Below are 26,115 nucleotides of genomic sequence, written 5' to 3'. Positions count from 1 at the left end.
GATTTGAGTCCTGAATTATAGAGAACTTTTGATTTGCGCCTCCAAATACTGCGCAATTGCCAGGCTTGAGGTCAGGCCTGGAGACTCAAAGCCGTAGAGGTTAAATAGACCCTGAAGCTGGTGCTGCTCGGGCCCATTGAAGTAAAAGTCTCCCGCTGGCGTATTCTGAGGAACAATCTTGGCCCTCACGCCAGAGTAATCGGCCTGAAGCGCCCCATCCTTAAGACCAGGCCAATATTGCCTAACAGCAGCATAAAAGTCATCACCCCTCTTGGGATCCACCGTGTAGCTAATTTGCCCCTCTTCTTCAATTGCTAGCCACTCTACATCTGGTCCAAACTTGGCTTGACCACCCATGTCGAGAGTCAGATGCACACCTAAACCACCTGGCTCAGGGATGGGATAAATCAAATGAGTAAATGGGGATTTTCCAGAAAGCGAGAAATAATTGCCTTTTGCAAAATACGCTTTCGGTATTTGCTCTTTAGATAAGCCCTCAATCTTTTGGGCCAGCGCTGGGGCACTCAGTCCTGCGCAGTTGATCAGTAACTTCGTCTGAATTGTCACACCATCAGCACCGCCAATGGTGAGCTCAAAACCCCCTTCAGCATGATTGCCAATGGGCTTGGCGCTGACTAAGGGAGATTGATAGGCAACCATGCCACCCGCATCCTCAAAGCCGCCTAGTAAAGAAAGCATGAAGCCATGGCTATCCACTACACCAGTAGAACCTGAAAGAAGCGCTGCCTCACATTGCAGTTGAGGTTCAAGCGTCTTTGCCTCGATACCTGAAATCATCTTGATATCGGGAACTTGATTATTTTGAGCCTTATAAAGGATGGCTTGCAGATCGTCTAGCTGGCTTGCATCAGCAGCGACAATGAGTTTGCCGTAGGCTTTTGTATTCACCTGATGGCTGCGGCAGTATTCATATAAGAGGCGATTGCCTGCTACACAAAGCTTGGCCTTCAGAGAATCTTTTGGGTAATAAATTCCTGCATGAATCACTTCACTATTGCGCGCACTACTGATTGTCCCAAAAGAATCTTCTCGCTCGAGCAAAATAGTTTCTCGGCCTTGCAAGGCCATTTCTCGCGCAACCGCTAAGCCAACTACACCAGCACCTATTACTACACAATCGACCTGCTCCATTTAGGATCTTTCTAATGGCCTTTATAGCCTTAACATCTGAATTAGTGATGCCAATGTTGTTATCAATGTACTCATCTACGCTAAATCGTAACATTTTGAGCGTTTTAAGGAGATATTGATGGCCTTATTGATAAAATCTGGAAATGTCTTTGCAAAGTCAATTAGCCAACCAAAATACCCATTCAGCTCTCGATATAGTGCTCGATACCGCCTATCAAGGTATCGACGGTGCGGGCTGGAAAAAGCTGTTTACCTCTGCTCGCCAAAGTCACCTAGAGCAATTTATTGCAGATATGTTTGCTGGCAAGCATATCAATCATAGTGAAGATCGCCCCGCTTTACATTCCGCTTTGCGCAATCTCTCTAAGACGCCTGTATTTATTAATGGTGCCGATGTCATGCCGGCAGTTGCTGAGGTCTGGCGCCGTATAGAAGCACTTTGCAATAAGTGGACCGGAGTGACAGATGTCATTCATATTGGCATTGGTGGTTCAGATTTTGGTCCTCGCCTCGCCATTGAAGCTTTAGCCCATGTACCTAGTATTGAAAGTCGAGGGATGCGGATACATTTCTTGGCCAATATTGATACCGCCGAACTGGCTCGTATCTTGGCTCGCGCTCATCCGCATAGCACTCGCGTGATAGTGGTATCGAAGTCATTCACCACCCTTGAAACCTCCATGAATGCGAAGGCTGTTATGGCTTGGCTAAAAAGTAGTGGATGCTCTAAAAGTCAAGTTGCACATAGTTTGTATGCGGTGACTGCCAATATTCCTGCTGCCAAAGAATTTGGTGTTGAGGAAGATCATATTTACCCTTTCTGGGAATGGGTCGGTGGGCGCTACTCAGTCTGGTCAGCCGTTGGCTTGCCAATTGCCCTGCAATACGGCTTTGAAACTTTTAAAGAATTTTTGGCTGGTGCAGAAGCCATGGATCTCCATTTTAAGAATGCACCTTTAGAGGAAAACCTGCCCGTCATCATGGCGCTCGCTTTACTACACCAGCAAGAGCAGCATGACATCAAGGCTTATGCAACCATTCCATATGCGGATGCTTTAGATTGGTTTCCAAAGTGGCTACAACAACTCGATATGGAAAGTAACGGCAAGAGCGTTGACCGTGATGGTAAACCCGTCAAACATTCTTCGCCAGTCGTCTTTGGTAGTGCGGGTAGCAATGCACAACATTCCTACTTCCAGCTCTTACACCAAGGTACCGAAATTATCCCGATTGATTTCATTGCCGTGCGCGAGCCAATGAGTGATAGGCCAGAAGCTGAGGCGCACCATCGCATTCTGCTTTCTAATTGTTTGGCCCAAGCTCAAGCTTTGGCAAATGGCAAAGATGCTAGCAATCCAAATGATGTATACCCAGGCAAGCGCCCGAGTAACCTCTTGTTGCTGCCAAAGCTCAATGCTTTTTATCTTGGCGCCCTACTTTCCTTATACGAGAATCGCGCAGCGACATTAGGCGCGCTTTGGAATATCAATAGCTTTGATCAGCCTGGAGTGGAATACGGCAAGGTATTGGCCAAGCCAATCGAAAAAGCCCTCGCAAGTCACCAGAGTAATATTCAGGCCAGTGCAGATATTGACGCTGTAACTGCCGGCCGTATTAATTTATTAAATTCATAAGACTGCACCCTCGTCAATCTATTCGATTTGACTTAAGCTGACAAATTGTTTAAACTTGTATAAACATTTAAATAGGAGTAAATCATGGCTCCAGCACTAAAGGTAGAACAGACTATCCAAGAATGGGGTAATGGATTGGGCGTTCGAATCACCTCGCCTATTGCGAAGGCTGCTCATTTGGCTCAGGGTGTCCCGATTTCTGTAGAGGTTGTTAAAGATGGCGTTTTACTCAGAGTGGTTGGTAAGCCTAAACTTAGCCTTAATCAAAAGCTGAAAGCCTTTGATCCAAAAAAGCATGGCGGCGAAGTAATGGCATCAACACCCGTTGGAAAAGAAAATATTTAATGGCGGAAAAATTGAAGACATGGGTTCCTGAGCGCAGGGACATGATTTGGATTAACTTTAATCCGCAACTGGGAAAAGAAATGAAAGATGAGCATCCCATGCTAATCCTCTCACCCAAAGCATTTAATGAAAAAACTGGCATTGTGATTGGCCTTCCCATGACGCATGCTAAGTCTAATGAAACCAATCCCTTTGCAATCAAATTTTCGGTTGGTCGAAGTGAGTCTGTTTTTATCTTGACTCATCAACCCAAATCTTTTGATTGGCGCCTACGCTCCGCAAGACCTCACCCATGGAAGAGTCTGCCGCCAGCCCTTTTTCAGGAGGCTTGTGAGGGACTTAATTCAATCATCGAAATAGCCCATTAATAACACCAGGATTCAAAGTGAAACTATCCCCTTCAATTTTTAAAGCATATGACATCCGTGGCATTATTGATGAGACTTTAGATCCCTCTATTGCCAAACTCATTGGTCAGGCCTTTGGTACGGAGATGCATCAACTTGGTGAAACCGATATCGTCATCGGCCGTGATGGTCGCCTGTCTGGCCCCAGCTTAATTGAAGCCCTTACCGAGGGCTTACTTTCTACTGGCATTAATGTGATTGATTTAGGCATGGTCGCCACACCAATGGTCTACTTTGCTGCCAATCACACCATTGATGGCAAGACACCCAAGTCCGGCATCATGATTACTGGGAGTCATAATCCCCCGAATTACAACGGCTTCAAAATGGTTTTGGGTACTGCAGCTATTTACGGTGACAAAATTCAGGACTTGCGTAAGCGCATTGAAGCCAAGCAATTTGTCACTGGGCAAGGAACAAGAAGTACCTTTGACATTTTCCCAATGTACCTCAACTATATTGTGGGTGACATCAAGTTGGCTCGTCCAATGAAGATTGCGGTTGATTGCGGTAATGGTGTTGGTGGCGCATTCGCTGGTAAGCTCTTAAGAGCGCTTGGTTGTGAAGTGCAAGAGCTGTTCTGTGAAGTCGATGGTCACTTTCCGAATCACCATCCAGATCCAGCGCATGTTGAGAACTTACAAGATCTCATGAAGAACCTCCAGACTACCGATAACGAATTGGGCCTCGCCTTTGATGGAGATGCCGATCGCTTAGGGGTAGTAACTAAGGATGCTCAGGTCATTTTCCCAGATCGTCAAATGATGTTATTTGCCAAAGACGTTCTATCCAGAAATCCTGGCGGCCAGATTATTTACGATGTGAAGTGCACTCGTAATCTAGCAACTTATGTAAAAGAACATGGTGGCGAACCCATCATGTGGAAAACGGGTCACTCTTTAGTCAAAGCCAAGCTAAAAGAAACTGGTGCCCCACTCGCTGGCGAGATGAGTGGTCATATCTTCTTCAAAGACCGTTGGTTTGGTTTTGATGATGGTCTTTATACCGGCGCACGTTTATTGGAGATTCTGAGTAAAGAACAGAATCCAAGTGACACGCTTAACAACTTACCCAATGCGATCTGCACTCCTGAGTTGCAACTTGCCTGCGCTGAAGGCGAGCCTTTCTCCATACTAGAAACCATCAAGGCGAATGCCAATTTCCCAACTGCTGAATCTATTAATACGATTGACGGTGTGCGCGTCGAATACGCTGATGGTTTTGGCTTAGCGAGACCATCCAATACAACACCGGTAGTAGTGATGCGTTTTGAGGCAGACAGCGAAGAGGCTATCAAACGCATTCAGGCAGAATTTAAGGCTGTTTTACTAGCCGCTAAGCCAGGAGCCGCGCTACCCTTTTAAGTCATGAAATGGTAGGCTCTCTCGAGTTGGCGTAATAGAGATAAAATTGCTTATGACTTCACCTCCTATCGCTTACGATTTCCCACAGCAAGACTCTACTGGCGTAACTTGTACCGCCCAAGCTTGGGCCAAGACACCTCCCCAACTTCATGGTGCTGAAAAGGCCACAGTAATAGCCCGTATTAAGCAGTTACTGATTGAGAAAGAGGCTGCCCTAGTGGCTCATTACTATGTCGACGGGGATATTCAAGACCTTGCTTTGGAGACTGGTGGTTATGTAGCCGACTCTTTGGAAATGGCGCGCTTTGGCAAAAACCATTCCGCTAAAAATCTCATTGTTGCTGGTGTGCGCTTTATGGGTGAGTCTGCCAAGATACTGAGTCCTGAAAAAAGGATCTTTATGCCAGATCTAGAGGCAACATGCTCTTTAGATTTAGGTTGTGCTGCAAGTGACTTTGCCAAGTTTCGTGCCTTACACCCAGATCGTGTTGTAGTGGTGTATGCAAATACTAGCGCTGCAGTGAAGGCTCAAGCCGATTGGATGGTGACCAGCTCTTGTGCTTTAGCCATCGTGCATCAACTCAAGCTGGAAGGTAAGAAAATTCTTTGGGCTCCCGATCGCCATTTAGGTCGTTACATTCAAGAGCAGACTGGTGCTGATATGTTGTTGTGGAATGGTGCCTGTATTGTTCATGATGAATTCAAGGCTGTTGAATTAGAAGTATTGATGGCTGCGCATCCCAATGCGATGGTTTTGGTTCACCCGGAATCCCCTCAGGGAGTAGTTGATCTTGCTGATGTAGTGGGCTCGACTTCCGCCATGATTAAAGCGGTTGTTGAAGGCACTGCAACTGAATATATTGTGGCAACTGATAACGGTATTTTGCACCGGATGCGCCAACTCGCCCCCAATAAGGTATTGATCGAAGCGCCTACTGCCGGCAATAGTGCGACCTGCAAGAGCTGCGCTCACTGCCCCTGGATGGCTATGAATGGTTTACAAGGAATTCTAAGTTGCTTAGAAAATGCTTCTGGTGAAATCCTCATCGATGAGTCTACCCGAGTGAAAGCGCTGGGTTGTATCGATCGTATGCTCGACTTCACACAAAACCATCCCGACCTTCTAGCCAAAGCCCAGCATGGCTTTGTGAAGAATATTGGCACTGCCTAATGAAATTAATTGTCTGAATACGAATGTTTGAATATAACGAAACCTTAGAGCAGGCATGTCAACGCAATATTGCCGATGCCTTAATGGAGGATATCGGCACAGGTGATTGGACCGCACAGCTTGTTCCTAATAAACCAGTTCATGCGCAAATGATTGTGCGCCAAGAAGCAGTGCTATGTGGAGTAGCTTGGTTTGAAGGCACTCTCAAGAAATTAGACCCTGTAGCGAAAGTGACTTGGCATTACCAAGAGGGTGACGTGATGAAACCCGATACTAAGGTCTGTGAGATTGAAGCTAACTCTCGTGCCCTGCTTTCTGCTGAACGTCCTTGCATTAATTTCCTGCAAACCCTGTCATGGACTGCTAGTATTGCTCGGCAGCACGTTGATGCTATTGCCGGTGTGAGCCCCAATCCTAAAGGTTGTGCAGTGTTAGATACACGCAAAACGATTCCGGGGTTGCGTCAAGCTCAAAAGTACGCGGTACGTGTAGGTGGCGGCCAGAACCAACGTCTTGCACTGTGGCATGGCATTTTGATCAAAGAGAATCACATCGCCGCCGCTGGTAGTGTTGCTGCTGCAGTGAAGGCTGCGCAGGCATTAAATTCTGGGGTGGATATTCAAGTAGAAGTAGAAAATTTTGCCGAATTAAAAGAAGCTTTGGATGCTGGTGCGAAGAGTATTTTGATTGATAACTTCACCACAGAGCAAATGAAAGAAGCCGTAGCTTTTACCAATGGCCGAGCATTACTAGAGGCTTCTGGGGGTATCGGTTTAGATCAAATGCGCGTAATTGCCGCAACTGGCGTTGATCGTATCTCTCTCGGGAAGCTCACTAAGGATATTCAGGCGGTGGATTTCTCCATGAGAATAATCACCTAAGTCTCAATCACTAAAGAATTAAGTGTTGGCGCCCTCAGAATTTCCCTCTGCCTGAGGCGTCAGAATAGTCGGATAAGAGACTGCCCAAGTCCCCGGGTAATCGCGACTGTAATGCAGCCCCCTACTCTCTCTGCGCATGAGTGCTGATCTCACGATCAGTTCAGCACATTCCAGGAGGTTACGCAATTCAATTAAGTCGCGTGTGACCTTAAAGTTGGCGTAATACTCTTGCACTTCATAACGCAGTAACTTAATGCGATGTAACGCCCTCTCAAGACGGCGATTTGTTCTGACAATACCGACATAGTTCCACATCAAAGAACGTAGCTCATCCCAGTTATGGGCAATTACTACCTGTTCATCAGCATCTTCTACCTGACTCTCATCCCATAAAGGCAATTTAGGCATCGCAGGTGTCTTTAGGATTGAGATATCTGCAGCAGCAGCCTTACCAATCACAATGCACTCTAATAATGAGTTACTGGCCAAACGATTCGCACCATGTAAACCGGTATAGGTTGCCTCACCTACTGAATAGAGCCCTGGTAAATCGGTTTTTCCCTTGAGATCAGTCACTACACCGCCACAGGTGTAATGCGCTGCTGGCACCACGGGGATTGGCTCTTTAGTAATGTCAAGACCCAGTGTCATGCAGCGGGCATAGATCATAGGGAAATGCTCTTTGATAAAAGCTTCGCCTAAATGAGTGGCATCTAAATGGACATAATCAATACCATGCTTCTTCATCTCAAAGTCAATTGCCCTGGCGACGATATCGCGCGGGGCAAGCTCATTGCGATCATCATGCTCTGGCATGAAACGCGTGCCATTTGGTAGCTTAAGTAAACCACCCTCACCCCGAATCGCTTCCGTAATCAGAAAAGTTCGATCGCCAGGGTGATACAAGCAGGTTGGATGAAACTGAATAAATTCCATATTGCCAACACGGCAACCTGCCCGCCAAGCCATCGCAATGCCATCGCCTGTCGCGGTGTCTGGGTTGCTAGTGTATCGATAGACTTTGCCAACACCACCGGTTGCTAGCACTACGGATTTCGCTTGAATGGTTTCCACGCGATTATTTTTGATATCGAGTGCATACACACCATAACAACGATTTGGCTTGGTACGTTGAGTCTTCGCATCTAACTGGCGATTGGTGATGAGATCCAACGCAATCCAATGCTCTAGTAATTGAATATTTTTATGGGCTCGCGCTTTATCTAAAAGCACTTCATGAATCGCCTTACCAGTAGCATCAGCCACGTGTGCAATACGACGTTGACTGTGTCCGCCCTCACGCGTGAGATGCAAGCCCATAGGGCCAGTTTCATCAGCAGTAAAAGGAACGCCCTGCTCGACAAGCCAACGAATCGCTTCAGCACTTTCTTCAGCAATGTAGCGTGCCGTTGATTCCACGACAAGACCCGCACCAGCATCTAAAGTGTCCGCTACATGCGAATCAATACTGTCATGAACTTTATCCACCACTCCCACAATCCCGCCTTGAGCCCATGCAGTAGCAGCCTCTCCGAGACCACGCTTAGCCATCACAATCACTGGCTGATTTTCAGCCATATGGAGAGCGACTGTTAAGCCTGCTAAGCCTGCCCCAATAATTAGGACAGGTAATTCTGCTTTTGAATCAAATTGAGGTGTTTGGGGTTTTGAATTGGACATGACTAATTCTAAAGGGCAATGACATATTGCGTTAACTATCTCTTGATGCCTCGATAGAAATTTTCATGCGAGCCAATCGCCTCGAGATAGATTAATTTCAAGCCGTCATCGAGCGAATAACCGAGCAAGTAGAGTTGGTTCTTAATATTGAATTTGTAAACCAGCAACGCAGCTAAATCACCCTTCTTTCTTTCGCCGACCGAGGGTTTGTTAGCAACAATTCCTACAGCAGCATCTACATCCTTGGCGATATTGTCATTTAGCTTTTTATATTGTCTGGCAAATCGGCGCGTTTGAATCACTGCATGCGCCATTAAATCTTCTTAGAGCGGGGGATAAATGGGGTGCCCTCTGTCCTCGGCTCTGCTAAAGAGGCCAACGAGGCAGTAATAAATGAAATTGGAAGATCTGGATTATCAATTGCGGCACGGCCTACGGTAGCCCAAAACTCTAATTGGCCAGCAATCGTCCGATGTTCAGACTTGGCCTCTGATTTGGCTGCTTCGTATAGATTTTCATCAATTCTGACTGGCATACCCATCAAAAATCTCCTATTTCTAGTATTTTACTACAAAAGTAGCAATATGGAAAGTGAGGTCTTTTAAAGAAAAAAACCGCCCAAAGGCGGTCTGTTTCGAGCATGACGATGATCAATGAACCGATTCGACCTTCTGCCGGCTAGGATCATTAGTACCATAACCCAATACCACCGCAGCCTGACCACCTTTAACTAGCTTGACTGCGCAATACTTAAATTCTGGAATCTTGCCAAATGGATCGAGTGCAGAGTTTGTGATCAGGTTAGCCGCAGCTTCATAGTAGGCAAACGGAATAAAGATTACTCCGCGTGGAGTACCGTCATCTCTACGCACATGAATGCTGACTTCGCCGCGACGAGACTGCACGGTAATGACATCACCAGCAGATACGCCCATCTGCGTCATATCTTCGCCATTCATGGATACCGTGGCCATCGGCTCAATAGCATCAAGAACAGTAGCACGACGGGTCATGCTGCCGGTATGCCAGTGCTCTAGTTGGCGACCTGTAATTAGTACAAACGGATAATCCGCATCAGGACGTTCATTCGCTGGAATGATATCGGCAGGGACGAGTTTTACTTTGCCGTCTGCTGTAGCAAACTTATCGTTAAAGACAATCGGGCGACCTGGATCTTCGGGAGACAAGCAAGGATAAGTCACGCTAGACTCTCTCTCGAGACGATCCCAAGTGATGCCTTTGATTGCTGCATGCATCGCTTGACGCATCTCGTCGTATACCTCAGCAACGCCTGCATCAGGACCTTTGTAGTTCCAGTTCAGCCCCATGCGGTTTGCAATTTGCTGAATAATCCACAAGTCTGCTTTTGCTTCGCCAGGAGGATCAATGGCTTTTTTACCCAACTGAACCATTCGGTCTGTATTACTCACGGTACCGGACTTTTCAGGCCAGGCGGATGCGGGTAATACCACGTCAGCCAATAAAGCCGTTTCAGTCATGAAGATATCCTGAACCACCAAATGCTCTAGTGAAGCAATGGCATGTCGCGCATGATTCAAGTCGGGATCGCTCATTGCTGGGTTTTCACCCTCAATATACATTCCCCGAATCTTATCGGGATCACTATCCGGCGCAGTGATCTTATGCATGATCTCTACTACGGTGTAGCCCGGTTTTTTATCTAACGGGCTATCCCAGAACTTCTCAAACCAAGCATGGGCGTTTTCATTGTCAACCCGTTGATAGTTCGGGAACATCATCGGAATTAAGCCGGCATCACTGGCACCCTGTACGTTGTTCTGACCGCGTAAAGGATGTAGACCAGAGCCAGGCTTACCAATTTGACCGGTGATACTAACAAGGGCAATGAGGCAGCGAGCGTTATCAGTACCATGTACGTGCTGGCTAATACCCATACCCCATAGAACCATTGCTGATTTCGTAGTCGCAAATTCACGCGCTACTTCACGCAAGGTTTCCGGAGGAATGCCACAAAGAGGTGCCATCGCTTCTGGGCTGTAGCCTTTGATATTTTCTTTTAAGGCTTCGAAATTATTGGCACGATTCTGAATAAAGTCTTGATCTACTAGACCTTCTTCAATAATCGTATAGATCATGGCATTGAGCAAAGCTACATCGGTATCTGGCTTGAATTGCAAAGTACGCCAAGCATGCTTACTAATCTCCGTTTTACGTGGATCGCAGAGCACAATCTTAGTGCCACGTTTAGCCGCATTCTTAAACCAGGTTGCTGCAACAGGATGATTCGCTGTTGGATTGGTGCCAATCAACAAAATCATGCTGGAGTGCTCAACGTCGTTTACCTGGTTACTCACAGCACCAGAACCAACTCCCTCAAGCAAAGCCGCTACAGAAGATGCATGACACAAGCGAGTGCAATGGTCGACGTTATTGCTACCGAAACCAGTGCGTACAAGCTTTTGAAAGAGATAGGCCTCCTCGTTGCTACCTTTAGCAGAGCCAAAGCCAGCCAACACCTTATTACCATATTGGTCTTTGAGTTTCTTTAAACCACCACCAGCGAGTTCTAAGGCCTCTTCCCAGCTGGCTTCACGGAAAATATCGGACCAATCTTGTGGATTTTGTGCGGCGGTCTCGTCCTTTGGAACGCCCGCTTTACGAATCAATGGTTTGGTTAAGCGTTGTGGGTTATGAATGTAATCCATGCCAAAGCGGCCTTTAACGCACAGACGCTCGTGATTGGCTGGGCCGTCGCGCCCCTCAACACTCACAATCTTTTCATCTTTTACGTTGTAGGTAATCTGACAACCTACGCCGCAGAATGGACATACAGAGTCGACCTTACGATCTACGATTTGCGAGCCAATCAGACCTTTTGGCATCAAAGCACCAGTAGGACATGCTTGTACGCACTCACCACAGCCGACACAAGTAGAGTTACCCATCGGATCATTGAGATCGAATACGATTTCGCTATGGGCCCCACGCATGGCATAACCAATCACATCATTGACCTGCTCTTCACGACAGGCGCGGACACAGCGATTACATTGAATACAGGCATCGAGATTCACAGCCATTGCTGGATGCGAATAGTCTGATACCACTTCGTGACGACGAATCGCTTTGAGCTCGGGCCGCACGGTGACATCCATGCGGGTTGCCCAAACACTCAATTCACCGTGTTGTTGCTTTTGCTCTTCCTCAGCGGTATCACCAACCCACTTAAACCCTTCGTCTGGCATGTCTGACAACAGCATTTCCAGTACCAGTTTTTGACTCTTGACTGCACGCTCACTCAGTGCTTGCACTTCCATTCCGGGAGTAGCACTGCGGCAGCAACTCGGTGCTAAGGTACGCTCGCCATTAATTTCAACTACGCAAGCACGGCAATTACCATCAGCACGGTAGCCATCTTTAAAGCACAGATGGGGGATATCAATTCCATGGCGTTTAGCCGCCTTGAGAATCGTCTCACCTTCATAAGAAACGATTGTCTTGCCGTCAAGTTTGAACTCTACAGTTTGAAGTTCAAGCTCTTTAGGATTCGTTGGTGCATTCATAATTTATCTCGACTGTTACCGGCTTACGCAATTTCTTGCGGAAAGTATTTCTGAGTGCAGCGAATTGGGTTCGGTGCTGCTTGACCCAAGCCGCAAATAGAGGCATCCACCATCACGGTTGCCAGATCTTCTAAGGTTCCCTTGTCCCAGGATTTCGCTTTCATCAATTGCGCTGCCTTTGCAGTGCCTACCCGACAAGGCGTGCACTGACCACAGCTCTCATGCTCAAAGAAGCGCATCACATTTAAGGCAACATCACGCGCCCGATCTTGATCACTAAAAACGACTACGGCAGCAGAACCGATAAAGCAACCATAAGGCTGTAAGGTATCAAAATCCAATGGAATGTCATTCATAGTGGCGGGCAAGATGCCACCTGAAGCACCACCTGGTAAGTAGCCATAGAACTGGTGGCCATCTTGCATACCGCCGCAATAATCATCAATCAATTGCTGAATCGTAATTCCGGCTGGTGCAAGTTTCACACCTGGGTTCTTCACGCGACCGCTCAAGCTAAAGCTGCGTAAGCCTTTGCGACCATTCAAGCCAAATGCACTAAACCAATCAGGGCCCCGTTGCACGATATCGCGCACCCAATAGAGGGTTTCCATATTGTGCTCAAGCGTAGGTCTTCCGAACAAACCCACTTGCGCAATATAGGGAGGACGCATACGAGGCTCACCCCGTTTGCCTTCAATACTTTCGATCATGGCAGATTCTTCACCACAGATATAGGCACCCGCACCGCGACGCAACTCGATGAGTGGCAATGGCATTGGTGGGTTAGCTTTTAATTTATCCAACTCTAACTGTAAAAGCTCACGGCAGCCATGATACTCATCACGCAGATAAATGTAGCAGGCATCAATCCCAACTACTTGCGCAGCAATCAACATACCTTCTAAAAAGCGATGGGGATCACGCTCAAGGTAAGTGCGATCTTTAAATGTTCCAGGCTCACCTTCGTCAATATTGATGGCCATCAACTTAGGAGCCACTTGATCTTTAACGATGCGCCACTTGCGACCTGCTGGGAAACCAGCGCCGCCTAAACCTCGCAAGCCCGAGTTTTCCATGGCCTTGATAACGCTCTCAATACTATGTTTGCCATCAGCAATTTCTTTCGCTAAGGCATATCCGCCTTTGGCCTTATAGGCTTCGAACCCAACATAATCTGGCGAAATCAATTGATTTGGACCCAAAGGAGAAATGCTCTTCTCTGCGAATCCGGCAGGCTCAAAATGGGCATCATCACGCGCCATGACTTGCGTGGTCATGCCATTTTTAACGGCCGCCTGCACCTTATCTAGTGATGCAAACAAGACTGGATGCTGATGCACTACTGCGATAGGGGCTTGCTCACAACGACCCACACAGGGCGCTGCTATGACCTTCACTTTCGAATTGCCCAAAATGCTAGGTAGCTTTTCTAGGAGTGCTTTAGCACCAGCTAGTTCACAAGAGACGCCATCACAGACACGCACAGTGATGTCTGCCACTGGATCATTGCCACGCACCACTTCAAAATGGTGGTAGAAAGTAGCCACTTCATACACTTCAGCCATTGGCAAATTCATCTCTTTTGCCAAGGCAACCAAGTGTCGATCATGCAACGCACGGTACTCGTCATTCAGCTTGTGTAAATTTTCAATCAGAAGGTCACGACGAGAAGCATCAAGCCCAATTAAACTTCGCACTTCAGCCAAAGAAGCATCATCTGGTTGACGGCCCTTTAACTTGCTTTTACGGCGTATGGTTTCTCTTAAGTCATCTGCCGTTGCTAATGCAACAGCTTTTACCTCTTCAGAAGTTTTTGGGTGATTCATAATCTATATTCTCTAATTGATAATCGCAATCGTTACCACTATTTTATGTCTTTTAGTGCTAAACCATGTTTAAGGGAGAGAATGCCTCAATTAGCACAATCGTGCATTGATCGCTAAATAAATAACCCCTTAAAACAACCTTCGATTTTGACTCATTTCCATTTTCGCGTCCTTGACGGCGCTCAAGGGAATTGGGCAAGGGTAAACCCTTAATTTAAATGACCGATGGGGAAGGTTTATCACCAGGTGGAAGCGAGTAATCCAACTTACGCTCATATACCCTGGCCTTAAAGCAATCCTGATAGCCTTTGCTACCAATCTGCCAGCCAATTGAGGTGCAATCATCTTGGGCAGCAGATTCAATAGATCCGCAGCCAGACAAAGCAAAGGTAGCAATAGAAGCAAGAATAGCTAGGGGGCGTAATGTAGTTGAAGTCATACCCCAAGTCTAATGGATTCTGGATGCCAAGTTAAGGGAAAGTAGGCACTTGTGGAATTTGGGATAAGTCAGCAACATTAGATCTTGGCAACTTCACCAATAGAACAATTCATCCATTTGGAGACCACGATGCAATTTATCTTGAAGCGACTTCTAGCTGTCACTTTTTCACTGGCAGCCGCCCTACTCTCGCCAACTTCCCATGCCCAAGCGCAAGATGGTTATACCGATTTAATTGATGGTGTGAGCCTGGATGGCTGGAACATTATTGGTAGTGCAAATTGGGCTATTGGAAAAGGCATCATCGAGAGCAATAAACCCTCTGGATTTTTGGTAAGTAGTAAAAGCTATCGGAATTTTATTATTCGCGCTGAATTTTGGGCTGAATCAAATACCAATAGCGGGATTTTTATTCGCTGCCAAGATCAGAACAAAGTGAGCTCTAGCAATGCTTATGAGATCAATATTTGGGATACCCGTCCCGCACAAGAATACTCCACTGGGGCGATTGTCGATATTGCTAAGGTCAATCCAATACATAAAGCGGGTGGTCGCTGGAACACCATGGAAATCGTGGCAAATGGATCTCAGTTCAAGGTTACGATGAATGACGTAGTGACTGTTGGCGATGCCAGAGATAGTCAGTTTGCAGAAGGTCCGATCGCCCTTCAGTCGGCGGGCGGCACCGTTCGGTTCAGAAAGCTGCAGATCAAACCCCTCTAGGTTGCACTGCAGTTAAGCTCAAAGCCACCCGTTGGGGTGGCTTTTTGATTTAGGCTGCAGGTGGAAAGCCTACCTTCTGCTGCCAGCTATTGTTAAACACATGAATAATCGGCTTTTCATAAACACCCGCCTTAGTAAATGGCTCATCTGATAACCAGGCTTCTACATCCGCCTTACTTGGGAAGTCCATTGCCAATAAGCTGCCGACTGTGGTTTTGCCATCTTCCGATGTCAAGGGTCCTGCAAAAGCCATTTTGTCAGCTGATTTTCCTAGATAGGCGCGATGCTCTGGGCGAACTTGAATACGCAACTCTGCTGTGCCCGGACGATCCATTAAGAGGATTGCAAAAATCATGTGATTCTCCGTTGTGGTTTTAGTCCTGAGATATTACGACATCCGGAAAAGAAAAAACCGCCCGAAGGCGGTTTCTCACAAAGACACTTAAAACGAATTAAGCAGATTTGCGGCTTTTTGTTGCTGGCTTAGCTACTGCATATTGACCTTGCATGTTAGCCATTGCAGCATCAACACTCTTTTCAAAGTTTGCGAATGCGTCAGTTGCTGTAGCGCGCACTTGGTCAAACTGTTGGAGTGAAGTTTCAAATGCAGTCTTAAATGCAGCTACAAATGCCTCAGAACCAGCAGGCGCTGTCTTAGTTGCTTCTTTAACAAAGTTAACCATTTCAGCACGTGCGTCATCAATAGAAGCGTCAACTACTTGAGCAACTTCTTTGTTGCCATTACGCATGACTTTGTTTACCTTAGCTTGGTATGCAGCTGCATATTTAGCAGCGTCTTGAGCCACTTCTGGCTGAGCTAATTTAGTTAATTCCTGCGCATCTTTGATTGCCATTAATTTAGCGCTAGCATCTTGAGCAGCAACCAAAGCGTCTTTGGCAGCGGCTTGGTTCAACTCAGCTAATTCTTGCGCGCTTTCAACAGCAACTTGAGCTAAATACTTTGCGCTTTCAACAGCTTTAGTTTGAGCTTGTGAGAGTTGGTCGTTTAATTGATTCTGGAACATGGTGTTTTCCTAACTTTTTAAGGTTGATAAAATTTATTGCAATGCACCATTGTAGGAAGTTTTTTATTGCACTGCAAGATTTATTTGCGGCAATGCAACAAAAAGGCAGAAAACCCTATTCTTTCATTAAAATTAGGGGGTTATGAGAAACATAAGCACTCATTTGAGCACTTAATTTAGCCAATAATATGAAAAATAGGCGTAAAAAAACCACCCGAAGGTGGTTTCGAACTGCTGGCGGAAGAGGCGGGATTCGAACCCGCGGTAGGCTATAAACCTACGCACGCTTTCCAGGCGTGTGACTTAAACCGCTCATCCACCCTTCCGTACAACCTCTCATTATACGTTTCGAGGAATGGTTTGCGCCCAATCCTTATAAAGGCTGCTTGAGTTGCTCCAAAATTGCAGGGTTCTCCAGGGTGGAAGTGTCTTGGGTAACTTCTTCACCTTTAGCAATCACACGCAATAAGCGGCGCATAATTTTTCCAGAACGGGTCTTAGGCAGATTATCGCCAAAGCGAATATCTTTTGGCTTGGCGATCGGGCCAATCTCTTTAGCAACCCAATTACGTAATTCAGTCGCGAGCCTCTGAGCTTCATCGCCAGTGGGTCGAACACCCTTCAAAACCACAAAGGCACAGATTGCTTCACCAGTCATGTCATCAGGGCGGCCTACTACTGCAGCCTCAGCAACTAAGGGATTGGCAACCAAGCAAGATTCAATTTCCATCGTGCCCATACGGTGACCAGATACATTTAAGACGTCATCGATACGTCCAGTAATTGTGAAATAACCAGTCTCTTCATTACGAATTGCGCCATCACCAGCCAAATACAAAGTACCACCCAGCTCTTCCGGGAAATACGATTTAATGAAACGCTCAGGGTCACCCCAAATCGTGCGGATCATCGAGGGCCATGGGCGCTTCACTACCAAGATACCGCCACTACCATTTGGTACATCGACTCCTGCCTCGTCCACAATCGCCGCCATGATGCCGGGCAATGGCAAAGTACAAGAACCCGGAATCATGGGCGTTGCACCGGGTAATGGGGAGATCATATGACCACCCGTTTCTGTCTGCCAAAAAGTATCTGCGATTGGGCAGCGTTTGCCACCCACATTCTCGTAGTACCACATCCAAGCCTCTGGATTAATCGGCTCACCAACGGAACCCAAAAGGCGCAGCGAAGATAGGTCATAACTCTTGGGATGTATTGCCTCATCATTGCTGGAGGCTTTGATCAAAGAACGAATGGCGGTTGGGGCAGTATAGAAAATGGTTGCCTTGTGTTTCTGGATCATGTCCCAGAAGCGACCCGCATTCGGAAAAGTGGGTACGCCCTCAAACACAATTTCTGTGGCTCCTACTGCGAGTGGCCCGTAAGTAATATAGGAGTGACCTGTTACCCAACCAATGTCAGCAGTACACCAGAACACATCATTCGGTTTGATATCAAAGGTCCACTTCATCGTCAGAATGGTCCACAAGAGGTAACCGCCCGTGGAGTGTTGCACTCCTTTAGGTTTACCAGTAGAGCCCGATGTATACAGAATGAACAATGGATGCTCAGCACTAACCCACTCTGGCTCGCAGGTAGCAGATTCAACAGCAGCGACTTCATCCATCCACACATCACGGCCAGCAACCATCGTTACTGCAGTGCCGGTACGCTTTTTAACAATGATGTTTTTTACTTTATCGCAATCACCCAGAGCAATTGCTTCATCAAGAATGGCTTTCAGCGGCAATACCTTACCACCTCGGAATTGGCCATCCGCTGTAATCACAGCAACAGCGCCAACGTCAACAATCCGCTCTTGTAATGCTTTGGCCGAGAAGCCACCGAATACAACAGAGTGAATGGCACCGATACGAGCACAAGCTTGCATTGCAACAATGCCATCAATTGTCATTGCCATATAAATAATGACGCGATCACCAGACTTGATGCCCATCTTACGAAGCGCATTAGCAAACTTACTGACACGCTCAAGCAATTCTTGATAAGTCACATTGGTAACTGAACCGTCATCCGCCTCAAAAATAATGGCAGTCTTAGCACCCAAACCATTTTCAACCTGGCGGTCTAAGCAGTTGTGAGAAGCATTGGTTGTGCCATCTTCAAACCACTTGTAGAAAGGCACTTTGGATTCATCGAGAACTTTCGTGAAAGGCTTCTTCCAGAAAATATTTTCCTTCGCAAGGCGACCCCAAAAACCCTCATAATCTTTTTCAGCTTCTGCGCAAAGTGTGTTGTACGCCTCCATTCCTGAAATGGCGGCTCCTTTAACAAAATCTGCAGATGGGTTAAAAACGCGGTTTTCGTGCATTAATGATTCCATGCTTTAAAGCCCTTCTATTCAATAAACGGTCAACTTTTCTGCAAAAACACAGCAGAATCAGGGAAGCGCATCCCTTAGCCTTCATAAGATAAGTGAAAACACGCTAGATTTGCTCTATGGCAAACCCTTAAAATAGAACAAACCTTACTCCATAAAGTTAAAGACGATGACCAATATTAAACAAAATGACCTGATTCAAAGCGTTGCAGATGCCTTTCAATTCATCTCTTACTACCATCCAAAGGACTTCATTTCCGCCATGGGCAAGGCTTACGAGCTGGAGCAAGGTGAGGCTGCGAAGGATGCGATTGCCCAAATCTTGACCAATAGCCGCATGTGCGCAGAGGGTCACCGACCAATGTGCCAAGACACCGGTATTGCAGTCGTTTTTCTGAAAATTGGCATGAATGTCCAATGGGGCGATGCCACTATGAGTGTGAGTGAGATGGTGAATGAAGGGGTTCGCCGGGCTTACATGCACCCCGATAACCCGCTACGTGCTTCGGTGTTGACTGATCCAGCAGGTAAACGTAAAAACACGGGTGACAACACTCCCGCTGTTATCCATTACGAGATTGTCCCTGGCGATGATGTTGAAGTCATTTGTGCCGCCAAGGGTGGTGGCTCTGAGAACAAAGCCAAGATGGTCATGCTCAACCCCTCTGACTCCATCGTGGATTGGGTCCTTAAAACGGTTCCCACCATGGGTGCAGGCTGGTGCCCTCCAGGTATTTTGGGGATCGGCATTGGCGGAACCCCAGAAAAAGCCATGCTAATGGCTAAAGAGTCTCTAATGGGTCCAGTGGATATTCAGGAGTTGATTGCTCGCGGTCCTCAGAATAAGCTTGAAGAACTGCGTCTGGAGCTTTATGAGAAAGTAAATCAATTAGGCATCGGCGCCCAAGGTCTCGGTGGCTTAACCACTGTTTTAGATATCAAGATTTTAGATTACCCAACCCATGCAGCCTCTTTGCCAGTAGCCATGATTCCAAACTGTGCTGCTACTCGCCATGTGCACTTCCATCTCCATGGCGATGGTCCAGCAAAATTAGAAGCGCCCTCATTATCGGATTGGCCTGATGTTACCTGGACTCCAGACACTAAAAAATCCAAGCGCGTAAACTTAGACACCCTGACTGCAGAGGAAGTAGCTGCTTGGAAAGCAGGCGAAACACTACTCCTCAATGGCAAAATTTTGACTGGGCGTGATGCGGCTCATAAACGAATCCAGGAAATGCTCGCTAAAGGAGAAGCGTTACCAGTCAGCTTTCAGAATCGAGTGATTTATTACGTTGGCCCAGTCGATCCTGTAGGCAATGAAGCTGTCGGACCTGCAGGTCCGACGACATCCACTCGCATGGATAAATTTACGGAGATGATGCTGGCCAAGACTGGTCTGATTTCCATGATTGGCAAAGCAGAACGAGGACCTACTGCAATTGAGGCCATCAAGAAGCATAAGTCTGCTTACTTAATGGCAGTCGGCGGCGCAGCTTACTTGGTATCTAAGGCAATTCAGACAGCTAAGGTAGTCGGTTTTGCAGACTTAGGCATGGAAGCCATTTATGAATTCGATGTTAAAGACATGCCCGTAACGGTAGCCGTAAGCTCTGCAGGCATCTCGATGCATGAGACTGGCCCAAAAGAGTGGCAAGCAAAGATTGGCGGCATTCCAGTCACGATTGCGTAAGATAAGCACTCATCACAATCCTCTATAGTTAAGCGACTGTTACTTGGCACTCATCGGGGTATTTGATTCTGGCGTAGGCGGCCTATCCATTTTGGATGAGGCTTTGCGCCAGCTTCCTGAACACGACTATATCTATTTAGCCGACTCGATCAATGCGCCTTATGGAGAAAAATCGAGCGAGTGGATCGCTGCTCGCAGTATGGAGCTATGTCAGTATTTGGCGGCAAAAGGGTGCGATGCAATCATAGTAGCCTGCAATACAGCTACTGCTCAAGCGATAGCGCATATCCGCACCGTACTCATACACATTCCCATCATTGGGGTGGAGCCAGGGATTAAGCCAGCAGCAATGCAATCGACCAATGGCGTGGTGGGTGTTCTTGCGACGGAAGCGACACTCCAAAGCGATAAGTTCAATGCCCTATTAGCGACACTTCCAAGTGAATACCAATTTATTAAGCAAGCAGGCGCTGGTTTAGTTCCCTTAATTGAGGCAGGCCAAGCCAATAGCGACACAGTCTTAGAGCTTCTAGCCAAGCATCTAGAACCAATTCAGGATGCGGGGGCAGATACCCTGGTTCTTGGATGCACTCACTACCCTTTTCTTAGAAAAGCTATTCGCAAATTATTGGGTGACACGATCAATTTGATTGATACCAGCGATGCCGTAGTGCGCCAACTCAAGCGGAAATTAGAAGCGCAAGGGAAGATGCTTGGTGATGGTAGACATGGCTCCATATCATTTCTTAGTAGTAAAGATTCTGAAACCCTATCCAAGATGGCGCAAGAATTAATCCAATCCGATCTTAGTCTGCACCGGATTGAATCTGAGCTGGTGAGTCATTTCAGATGAGTACCTTCTTTACCCAAATCAGCGCGCGTTTACCATTCAGTGCAAGCGAACGCATCATCCTTGGCATTGTTATTGCCCTGCACCTCCTCTTCTTAATTGGCTTTCAGAGCAGCATGAAGCCAGACAATGAGAATAATCCGGATGATGCGCGAGTAATGGCAAATTTAGTCAGCCCTGAAGCTGCTAAACAAACTCAAGCTCCTTCAACTCCTCCTCCGCCAAAACCAAAGCAAGAGCAGAAGAAGACCGTGGATGAAAAGTCCACCAAAGCACCAGTATCACCGCAGACCCAGGCACAAGTCCCCACACCGCCAGCCCCCCAATCTAAAAGCGAATCTCAGGCTCCCAATGCTACGGTCGCACCCGCAACTGCTCCGGGATCTAGTGGCACACCCATTCAAACCGACATTGGTAAACTAATAGTCTTATATCAACCTGATGCAGATGCCTATTACCCCTCTTTCTCCAAACGATCTGGTGAGCAGGGTGAAGTGGTGGTGCGATTAATTATTGATGAATCAGGAAGTGTTGAAGAAGTCGCTTTATTGCGTTCGAGCTCTTTTCCCAGGCTAGATCGAGCAGCTTCTGAGATTGGTCATCGCTATCGTTTTAAACCGTTTTTAGTCAACGGCTCTCCAGCCAGAATTTCTACCAACCTGTTAATTAAATTTAATTTAAAGAATTAATCATCATGAATACACCATTTGGCTTAGCAAATTTGTGGCTTGAAGGGGATATGATTACCCGCTTTGTCGCCCTGGCATTACTCATCTGCTCTATCGTAACTTGGGTCATTTTGCTGTCACGCTTTTGGGATTTGCGCAATCTCCGCAAATTCAAACCCGAGCTGGATCAATTTTGGCGTGCTACTTCTTATGATCAAGGTCTGAATGCTTTTACTGGTCACGCAAGTAATCCTTACTATCAGATTGCCAAAGCAGCGAGTGGCGCATCTACCCATCACCAGAGTCAATCCAATAATCATCGTGAACTTCTGCAAACACTCAACTATTCCGAGTGGATGGCGAGGAGTCTGAAGAACAGTATTGATGGGATTGCAGCGCAACTGCAAAAGGGCCTTACCTTTCTGGGCTCTACTGGCGCAACTGCACCCTTTATTGGCTTGTTTGGAACAGTGTGGGGAATCTATCACGCCCTGATCGCCATTAGCAGCTCTGGTAGCGCACAAATTGATCAAGTCGCCGGCCCGATTGGTGAAGCCCTCATTATGACTGCCTTAGGTTTGGCTGTTGCGATTCCAGCAGTGCTGGGTTTTAACGCCATTAACCGCGCCAATAAACTGCTAGTTGCTGACCTCAATCGCTTTGGCAATGACTTACTTGCTTACTTTGTGACCGGCGCCCGTGTGGATTCCGGAGAATAAACATGTCCTTGAATCTGCAAAACGATCAGAACGAAGACGCTATCATGGCGGAAATCAACATGACTCCGATGGTGGATGTCATGTTGGTGCTCTTGATTATTTTCATCATCACTCTGCCCGTCATCCAGCAGGCGGTTAAGGTTGAGCTACCCAAGGCCAATAGCGTCCGCAATGAAGTGAAACCTGAGTCAGTCCAATTATCGATTGATGCGAAGGGCCAGATTTTCTGGAATAGTACGCCGATTGATTTAAAAACTTTCGATGGCTACGCAGAAAAAGCCGCCCAGAAAGAACCGCAACCAGAGATTAATTTAAGAGCAGATAAATCTGTAAAGTATGAATACGTTGCTCAGGTACTAGCCGCATCGCGTCGTGCTGGCTTAACAAAACTGGGGTTTGTGACAGAGCCGAATTAAGGTTTATGTAGAGCAACACATTGCTCTTGATAGATCTTACTACCCTCACCAAGAGTTGCAGACAGAATTCCGCCTTGAATGGTCTCTGCTTTTCTGAGCTGACCGGAAGATCGGTTAATCGCAATCGCCGTCTTTACTGAACCTGCTCCATATTGAACGCCATCAAATCTCTCAGGTGGAAAGTGGGCCTCCATCGAAATCAAAATGGCTGAAGTAGTGATCACTACATTTTTGATGGATTGTCGACCCATCTCATCTGACAGATCCAAATCTCGGCTATCGACAAATACCTTAGCCTTCTGATTATGAGAGGCTGGACTAATTTTTAATTCATAGACTTCAGTGTAATTCTTCTCCGCGCGCTCACAAGTAAAAATAAGGGGCTGTGCTGCCAGGGGAGAACTGGTCCAAAAAAATAGAAGAGAGAGAAAAATAGGAAAGTGTTTCAAGGATGCCTGAAATCAATCGATTGGTGCCCGAGGCCGGAATCGAACCGGCACGACTTTTTTGAGTCGGCAGATTTTAAATCTGCTGTGTCTACCGATTTCACCACTCGGGCTCGCACGAGCAATAAAGCCGTACTAAAAAACCAAGACGGATGAATTTTAGCATGCGAGGTCTATAGGGCTCGGGAAGCCTACTTTCGTTTGGACTTGACCGGAAGTGGGGGGGAAACCTACTACACTAATGCCATGAAAGTTCCTTCCCCGAGCTCAGGTCTGAAAATCCTTTTTAAGGGGATCTTCTGGCTTACCTCTTCAGCTCTTGCCTTGGTGATTATCGCCGGAATAATCTACCTAAGTTCAGCTCAAACCAATCCCTCTGGCAAACGGGTCATTAAGAGTCTGGGTGATTCCGTTGTCATTACCTTCGATGAAAGTGATATTCCTCATATTAAAGCGAAGAGCTCTTCTGATGCGCTGTTTGCATTGGGGTATTTGCACGCCGGTGAACGTTCTTGGCAAATGGAAGTTAATCGTCGATTAGCGAGTGGACGTCTTTCTGAAATCCTTGGAAAAGAAACCCTGTCAATCGATCGTTTTATTCGCACACTCGGCATCAAGCAGGCTGCTGAAAAGCAATTTGATCGCTACCCCATTGCGACTAAACGTCTCATGCAAGCCTATGCAGATGGCGTCAATTCGGGTAATGCCAACTTAGGCTGGGCGCTTCCTGTTGAATATTTTTTAACAGGATCCAAACCAGGGCATTGGTCACCGACAGACAGTGTGGCATGGATGTTGATGATGGCTCTCGACCTTGGTGGCAATTGGCATAAAGAATTACAACGCCTGGAGTTGTCACAGTTTTTAACGACTCAGCAGATATGGGAAGTGATGCCGGCCTATACACCGGGAGAGCTAGTCAGCAACCTTGACTTTGCCAAAATGTATCGCGACCTCAATGTATTCAATCCGAATCCATTAGTAAAGGATCAAAAATCCAAGACGCTTCCTGCTACCGAATTGGCGATGAACGAGGCGCCTGGTGGGAAAGATGGTATTGGCTCTAATAATTGGGCACTCAACGGCAAGCTGACAGCTTCTGGCAAACCCTTGCTTGCGAATGACCCTCACCTTGGTCTATCTGCCCCTGCGATTTGGTATATGGCTCATCTAGAGGCGCCAGACCTTAATGTCATTGGCGCCACTCTTCCCGGCATTCCAGCGATAGTGCTTGGCAGAACAGATCAATTTGCTTGGAGCTTTACGAATACAGGACCAGACGTACAGGATTTATATATTGAACAGTTAGACCCCAAAAATCCCGGAGTCTACCGCGGTCCAGATGGACCACTCTCTTTTAAGGTTCGCCAGGAAATTATCGACATTAAAGGAGAGCCACCACTGCGTTTTTTAGTCAAAGAGACGCAGCATGGCCCCGTGATTTCTGACTCGTATGCGCGTGCCAAAAGAGTCATTGACACGGACCGATTTGTCTTAGCATTGCGCTGGACTGCCTTGGATGCTGAAAATCAGTCTATTGCTGGTTTGCTGGACATGAATCATGCAAAAGATTTGGATACCTTCAAGCAGGCACTTCGCAAAAATTATGCGCCGATGCAAAACGTGGTGATGGCTGATATCGGCGGAAATATTTCTTTGCAGGCAGCCGGGGTTGCGCCCAAGCGGACCCTGCATCAGGGACTTTATGGTGTCGCTCCCGCATTGGGCTGGGAAAAACAATACGACTGGACTGGCTACGTGCCTTTCGAGCAACTGCCTAGCAGCAATAATCCAGACTCCAACTGGGTTGCTACTGCAAATCAAAAAATGGTAGCTGCCAATGATCCCAATCCCTTGACGGGCGATTGGGACCTACCTACCCGCTACGACCGAATTGTGGAGTTGATTAAAGGCAAAGCCAGTCATGATTTGTCTTCCATGAAGGTCATACAAGCGGATACCGTCTCTTTGGGCGCCACCCCATTGTTAGAGTTATTTAGATCCGCCCAATCAAAGCACCCTTTAGCTCAACAAGCCTTCGAGCTCACCAGGAACTTTGATGGTGATATGAAAGTAAACAGTGCCGGTGCGCTCATTTTTAATGCTTGGGCCGATCAAATCACCCGCAAACTCTTTTCACGCTTGGGATATTTATTTACAGAAAATTACGGTACACGTCATTTCAGACAAGCATTAATACTGCAGTTACAAAATCCCAATAGCCCTTGGTGTAACGACCCTCAAACTGAGCAGATCGAGAGCTGTGCAGATGCTTCCAATGCCGCATTGGATAATGCACTGGTGCAATTGAGTACACAATTTGGTGATAATCCTAAAAATTGGGCTTGGGGTAATGCGCATACTGCGGTCTCCGAGCATCGCCCCCTAAGCAAGGTTCCCATCTTGGGAGAGCTCTTTAATGTGAAGCAACCCTCTCCCGGGGATAGCTTCTCGATTAACGTGGGTAGACTAGAGCTTCTCAGGGCTGACAATCCCTTTGAAACGAAGCAGGCATCTAGTCTACGGACACTGTATGACCTTGCAGATTTGGAGCAATCCCTTTTTATTTATCCTACCGGGCAATCAGGCTGGGTACAGAGTAAGCTTTACCGCAATATGAGCACACTCTGGGCTCAAAATGAATACCTGCCCCTCCAAATGAAGCCAAAAAAGATTAGTAGAGAGCTGAATCTGATAATTAAGGAAAAATAGACTGGGGAGTTTAGAATGTTTCTGATGGGTCTAATACGGGCTCAGTATTCTTTAACAACAACTGCAACCACGCTA

Annotated in this window: 24 protein-coding genes and 2 tRNA genes; 13 read left to right on the top strand and 13 right to left on the bottom strand. The window is 46.9% G+C overall.

Going from position 1 to position 26,115, the window contains the following annotated elements; translation table 11 throughout:
* Window positions 1-15 precede the first annotated feature (15 nt).
* A complete protein-coding gene (locus tag ICN15_RS10030; protein WP_216202598.1) occupies window positions 16-1,152 on the bottom strand; it encodes an NAD(P)/FAD-dependent oxidoreductase in 1,137 nt (378 codons plus the stop codon).
* Window positions 1,153-1,295: 143 nt separating this feature from the next.
* On the opposite strand from ICN15_RS10030, the gene pgi reads away from it, so the two are divergent.
* From pgi to nadC, 6 genes are all read left to right on the top strand, one after another.
* Window positions 1,296-2,786: a glucose-6-phosphate isomerase gene (pgi, locus tag ICN15_RS10025; RefSeq protein ID WP_216202597.1), complete on the top strand. Its 1,491-nt coding sequence runs from the start codon at window positions 1,296-1,298 to the stop codon at window positions 2,784-2,786.
* Between the two features lie 84 nt (window positions 2,787-2,870).
* A complete protein-coding gene (locus tag ICN15_RS10020) occupies window positions 2,871-3,131 on the top strand; it encodes a PbsX family transcriptional regulator (protein WP_216202596.1) in 261 nt (86 codons plus the stop codon).
* The gene (locus tag ICN15_RS10015) at window positions 3,131-3,499 is read left to right on the top strand and encodes a type II toxin-antitoxin system PemK/MazF family toxin (RefSeq protein ID WP_216202595.1); all 369 of its coding nucleotides are present in this window, start codon (window positions 3,131-3,133) and stop codon (window positions 3,497-3,499) included. Before ICN15_RS10020 ends, ICN15_RS10015 begins: the two co-directional genes overlap by 1 nt.
* 17 nt (window positions 3,500-3,516) lie before the next feature.
* Window positions 3,517-4,902, top strand: a complete 1,386-nt coding sequence (locus tag ICN15_RS10010; protein ID WP_216202594.1) for a phosphomannomutase/phosphoglucomutase — start codon at window positions 3,517-3,519, stop codon at window positions 4,900-4,902.
* Between the two features lie 52 nt (window positions 4,903-4,954).
* Window positions 4,955-6,073, top strand: a complete 1,119-nt coding sequence (gene nadA, locus ICN15_RS10005) for a quinolinate synthase NadA (protein ID WP_216202593.1) — start codon at window positions 4,955-4,957, stop codon at window positions 6,071-6,073.
* A gap of 23 nt (window positions 6,074-6,096) precedes the next feature.
* Window positions 6,097-6,954, top strand: coding sequence for a carboxylating nicotinate-nucleotide diphosphorylase (nadC, locus tag ICN15_RS10000; protein ID WP_216202592.1), 858 nt, complete (start codon window positions 6,097-6,099; stop codon window positions 6,952-6,954).
* 18 nt (window positions 6,955-6,972) lie between these two features.
* On the opposite strand, the gene nadB is transcribed toward nadC, so the two are convergent.
* From nadB to ICN15_RS09970, 6 genes are all read right to left on the bottom strand, one after another.
* On the bottom strand, window positions 6,973-8,634 hold the full coding sequence (gene nadB / locus ICN15_RS09995) for an L-aspartate oxidase (RefSeq protein ID WP_216202591.1): 1,662 nt from the start codon (window positions 8,632-8,634) through the stop codon (window positions 6,973-6,975).
* 35 nt (window positions 8,635-8,669) lie between these two features.
* Window positions 8,670-8,948, bottom strand: coding sequence for a type II toxin-antitoxin system RelE/ParE family toxin (locus tag ICN15_RS09990; protein ID WP_216202590.1), 279 nt, complete (start codon window positions 8,946-8,948; stop codon window positions 8,670-8,672).
* Window positions 8,948-9,175 carry a ParD-like family protein gene (locus ICN15_RS09985; protein WP_216202589.1) on the bottom strand — a complete coding sequence of 76 codons (228 nt, stop codon included), beginning with the start codon at window positions 9,173-9,175 and terminating at the stop codon, window positions 8,948-8,950. Before ICN15_RS09985 ends, ICN15_RS09990 begins: the two co-directional genes overlap by 1 nt.
* Before the next feature lie 109 nt (window positions 9,176-9,284).
* Window positions 9,285-12,179: a formate dehydrogenase subunit alpha gene (gene fdhF / locus ICN15_RS09980; protein ID WP_216202588.1), complete on the bottom strand. Its 2,895-nt coding sequence runs from the start codon at window positions 12,177-12,179 to the stop codon at window positions 9,285-9,287.
* A 23-nt stretch (window positions 12,180-12,202) separates the two neighbouring features.
* Window positions 12,203-14,005 carry an NADH-ubiquinone oxidoreductase-F iron-sulfur binding region domain-containing protein gene (locus ICN15_RS09975; RefSeq protein WP_216202587.1) on the bottom strand — a complete coding sequence of 601 codons (1,803 nt, stop codon included), beginning with the start codon at window positions 14,003-14,005 and terminating at the stop codon, window positions 12,203-12,205.
* Between the two features lie 214 nt (window positions 14,006-14,219).
* Entirely contained in the window at window positions 14,220-14,444 is a 225-nt protein-coding gene (locus tag ICN15_RS09970; RefSeq protein ID WP_216202586.1) for a hypothetical protein, read from the bottom strand.
* 129 nt (window positions 14,445-14,573) lie between these two features.
* Between ICN15_RS09970 and ICN15_RS09965 the strand changes: the two genes are divergently transcribed.
* Complete coding sequence (locus ICN15_RS09965; protein ID WP_216202585.1) at window positions 14,574-15,167, top strand: DUF1080 domain-containing protein; 594 nt, start codon at window positions 14,574-14,576, stop codon at window positions 15,165-15,167.
* A 49-nt stretch (window positions 15,168-15,216) separates the two neighbouring features.
* Here the strand turns inward: ICN15_RS09965 and ICN15_RS09960 are convergent, their stop codons facing one another.
* The 4 genes from ICN15_RS09960 to acs form a co-directional block, all read right to left on the bottom strand.
* Window positions 15,217-15,522: a YciI family protein gene (locus ICN15_RS09960; protein WP_216202584.1), complete on the bottom strand. Its 306-nt coding sequence runs from the start codon at window positions 15,520-15,522 to the stop codon at window positions 15,217-15,219.
* 97 nt (window positions 15,523-15,619) lie between these two features.
* A complete protein-coding gene (locus tag ICN15_RS09955) occupies window positions 15,620-16,192 on the bottom strand; it encodes a phasin family protein (RefSeq protein WP_216202583.1) in 573 nt (190 codons plus the stop codon).
* A gap of 235 nt (window positions 16,193-16,427) precedes the next feature.
* Window positions 16,428-16,518, bottom strand: a tRNA-Ser gene (locus ICN15_RS09950).
* Between the two features lie 47 nt (window positions 16,519-16,565).
* Window positions 16,566-18,527, bottom strand: a complete 1,962-nt coding sequence (acs, locus tag ICN15_RS09945) for an acetate--CoA ligase (protein ID WP_370625441.1) — start codon at window positions 18,525-18,527, stop codon at window positions 16,566-16,568.
* A 178-nt stretch (window positions 18,528-18,705) separates the two neighbouring features.
* Between acs and ICN15_RS09940 the strand changes: the two genes are divergently transcribed.
* Genes ICN15_RS09940 through ICN15_RS09920 form a run of 5 tightly spaced genes read left to right on the top strand, consistent with a single transcriptional unit; the run spans window position 18,706 to window position 22,882 of the window.
* Window positions 18,706-20,229, top strand: coding sequence for a fumarate hydratase (locus ICN15_RS09940; RefSeq protein WP_216202581.1), 1,524 nt, complete (start codon window positions 18,706-18,708; stop codon window positions 20,227-20,229).
* 43 nt (window positions 20,230-20,272) lie between these two features.
* The gene (gene murI, locus ICN15_RS09935; protein ID WP_216202580.1) at window positions 20,273-21,082 is read left to right on the top strand and encodes a glutamate racemase; all 810 of its coding nucleotides are present in this window, start codon (window positions 20,273-20,275) and stop codon (window positions 21,080-21,082) included.
* Window positions 21,079-21,768, top strand: coding sequence for a TonB family protein (locus ICN15_RS09930; protein ID WP_216202579.1), 690 nt, complete (start codon window positions 21,079-21,081; stop codon window positions 21,766-21,768). The genes murI and ICN15_RS09930 overlap by 4 nt, the downstream gene beginning before the upstream one ends.
* A 5-nt stretch (window positions 21,769-21,773) precedes the next feature.
* Window positions 21,774-22,466, top strand: a complete 693-nt coding sequence (locus ICN15_RS09925; protein ID WP_216202578.1) for a MotA/TolQ/ExbB proton channel family protein — start codon at window positions 21,774-21,776, stop codon at window positions 22,464-22,466.
* A gap of 2 nt (window positions 22,467-22,468) precedes the next feature.
* On the top strand, window positions 22,469-22,882 hold the full coding sequence (locus tag ICN15_RS09920) for a biopolymer transporter ExbD (RefSeq protein ID WP_216202577.1): 414 nt from the start codon (window positions 22,469-22,471) through the stop codon (window positions 22,880-22,882).
* Here the strand turns inward: ICN15_RS09920 and ICN15_RS09915 are convergent.
* Entirely contained in the window at window positions 22,879-23,331 is a 453-nt protein-coding gene (locus tag ICN15_RS09915; protein ID WP_255532958.1) for a hypothetical protein, read from the bottom strand. The genes ICN15_RS09920 and ICN15_RS09915 overlap by 4 nt on opposite strands.
* A 21-nt stretch (window positions 23,332-23,352) precedes the next feature.
* Window positions 23,353-23,441 (bottom strand) — tRNA-Leu (locus ICN15_RS09910).
* A gap of 133 nt (window positions 23,442-23,574) precedes the next feature.
* Between ICN15_RS09910 and ICN15_RS09905 the strand changes: the two genes are divergently transcribed.
* Complete coding sequence (locus ICN15_RS09905; protein WP_216202576.1) at window positions 23,575-26,040, top strand: penicillin acylase family protein; 2,466 nt, start codon at window positions 23,575-23,577, stop codon at window positions 26,038-26,040.
* Window positions 26,041-26,115 lie beyond the last annotated feature (75 nt).

Origin of the sequence: Polynucleobacter sp. CS-Odin-A6, assembly GCF_018882095.1 — a bacterium.
In the GTDB taxonomy this organism is placed as follows: Bacteria; Pseudomonadota; Gammaproteobacteria; order Burkholderiales; family Burkholderiaceae; genus Polynucleobacter.
The sequence above is the reverse complement of the archived record's forward strand: the minus strand, read 5'-3'. Positions and strand labels throughout refer to the sequence as shown.

Bases quoted from the DNA above. Each gene is read 5' to 3' on its own strand.
- ICN15_RS09965 (WP_216202585.1), top strand. From the start codon at position 14,574: ATGCAATTTATCTTGAAGCGACTTCTAGCTGTCACTTTTTCACTGGCA.
- ICN15_RS09920 (WP_216202577.1), top strand. From the start codon at position 22,469: ATGTCCTTGAATCTGCAAAACGATCAGAACGAAGACGCTATCATGGCG.
- ICN15_RS10015 (WP_216202595.1), top strand. From the start codon at position 3,131: ATGGCGGAAAAATTGAAGACATGGGTTCCTGAGCGCAGGGACATGATT.
- ICN15_RS09930 (WP_216202579.1), top strand. From the start codon at position 21,079: ATGAGTACCTTCTTTACCCAAATCAGCGCGCGTTTACCATTCAGTGCA.
- fdhF (WP_216202588.1), bottom strand. From the start codon at position 12,179: ATGAATGCACCAACGAATCCTAAAGAGCTTGAACTTCAAACTGTAGAG.
- ICN15_RS09970 (WP_216202586.1), bottom strand. From the start codon at position 14,444: ATGACTTCAACTACATTACGCCCCCTAGCTATTCTTGCTTCTATTGCT.
- nadB (WP_216202591.1), bottom strand. From the start codon at position 8,634: ATGTCCAATTCAAAACCCCAAACACCTCAATTTGATTCAAAAGCAGAA.
- ICN15_RS10020 (WP_216202596.1), top strand. From the start codon at position 2,871: ATGGCTCCAGCACTAAAGGTAGAACAGACTATCCAAGAATGGGGTAAT.
- ICN15_RS09960 (WP_216202584.1), bottom strand. From the start codon at position 15,522: ATGATTTTTGCAATCCTCTTAATGGATCGTCCGGGCACAGCAGAGTTG.
- ICN15_RS09955 (WP_216202583.1), bottom strand. From the start codon at position 16,192: ATGTTCCAGAATCAATTAAACGACCAACTCTCACAAGCTCAAACTAAA.
- nadC (WP_216202592.1), top strand. From the start codon at position 6,097: ATGTTTGAATATAACGAAACCTTAGAGCAGGCATGTCAACGCAATATT.
- pgi (WP_216202597.1), top strand. From the start codon at position 1,296: ATGTCTTTGCAAAGTCAATTAGCCAACCAAAATACCCATTCAGCTCTC.
- ICN15_RS09940 (WP_216202581.1), top strand. From the start codon at position 18,706: ATGACCAATATTAAACAAAATGACCTGATTCAAAGCGTTGCAGATGCC.
- ICN15_RS09905 (WP_216202576.1), top strand. From the start codon at position 23,575: ATGAAAGTTCCTTCCCCGAGCTCAGGTCTGAAAATCCTTTTTAAGGGG.
- acs (WP_370625441.1), bottom strand. From the start codon at position 18,527: ATGCACGAAAACCGCGTTTTTAACCCATCTGCAGATTTTGTTAAAGGA.
- ICN15_RS09985 (WP_216202589.1), bottom strand. From the start codon at position 9,175: ATGGGTATGCCAGTCAGAATTGATGAAAATCTATACGAAGCAGCCAAA.
- ICN15_RS10030 (WP_216202598.1), bottom strand. From the start codon at position 1,152: ATGGAGCAGGTCGATTGTGTAGTAATAGGTGCTGGTGTAGTTGGCTTA.
- ICN15_RS09990 (WP_216202590.1), bottom strand. From the start codon at position 8,948: ATGGCGCATGCAGTGATTCAAACGCGCCGATTTGCCAGACAATATAAA.
- ICN15_RS09925 (WP_216202578.1), top strand. From the start codon at position 21,774: ATGAATACACCATTTGGCTTAGCAAATTTGTGGCTTGAAGGGGATATG.
- nadA (WP_216202593.1), top strand. From the start codon at position 4,955: ATGACTTCACCTCCTATCGCTTACGATTTCCCACAGCAAGACTCTACT.
- ICN15_RS09975 (WP_216202587.1), bottom strand. From the start codon at position 14,005: ATGAATCACCCAAAAACTTCTGAAGAGGTAAAAGCTGTTGCATTAGCA.